The sequence below is a fragment of the Paenibacillus popilliae ATCC 14706 genome (genome assembly GCF_000315235.1).
Lineage (GTDB): Bacteria > Bacillota > Bacilli > Paenibacillales > Paenibacillaceae > Paenibacillus_B > Paenibacillus_B popilliae.
Genome location: NZ_BALG01000188.1, coordinates 1 through 735, shown reverse-complemented (window position 1 = coordinate 735; position 735 = coordinate 1). Strand labels below are relative to the sequence as shown.

Annotated in this window: 1 protein-coding gene; it reads left to right on the top strand. The window is 40.3% G+C overall.

Annotation, left to right across the window (positions count from 1 at the left end):
• Positions 1-619: 619 nt before the first annotated feature.
• On the top strand, positions 620-735 hold a 116-nt coding region (locus PPOP_RS13080), incomplete at its 3' end, for a helix-turn-helix domain-containing protein (RefSeq protein ID WP_006286959.1).

The window sequence follows — 735 nt, the reverse complement described above, 5'->3', positions numbered from 1 at the left end:
GCCACTCCTGTGAAGCTGCCGTGCACCAATATTGTAGCAAATGATATACTGTGAATTTCCGAGCCTTGTCTACATAACCAAGTCCTTTAACCACAATTTCTACTTCTTCTGGTGTGAGAATCGATTGAAGGATATACGGGATTGTGGTAGACTTTTGCATGGGAGTCGCCACCTTTCGGTTCGTTTGTAAGGGTACAAACATTTTACCAAGTTGGCGGCTTTTTTTCTATTCTTAAATTGTATTTTGTTGGTTAATCAACAGGCCTGTATAGAACTATATGTTGACGGTTTGTCGGGTGTTGCAGGAAGTTATAGTAATCTCAATACAGCTACTGATAACGAAGGAATTACAGACAATGATTCACAATTTAAAGATATCTTATTTAGTAGAAGTTTTGTAATAAGAAATAAAATGAATATAAGGGTAAATTTTGTTAGTCCAGCAGGCGCTGATCTAATGAATATCATCCTACTTCCAGAAAATGAGACCCCTCTTTATTAAACGACGGATTGTAAAATGAAGTGCGACACCTTCTGGGAATAAAAAACAAAGGACCTATGGCCGGATTCGTGTAGAATGAAAGTTCTCACCACCCCATTCACACAAGGAGAATCCACCATGAGCTACACTCATCTTAGCGTAATCGAGCGAAGCAAGCTAGAAATCCTCCATCAGCAAGGGAAAAGTGCCCGAGCCATCGCCAAGGAATTAGGCAGACACCATGCCACCATTAG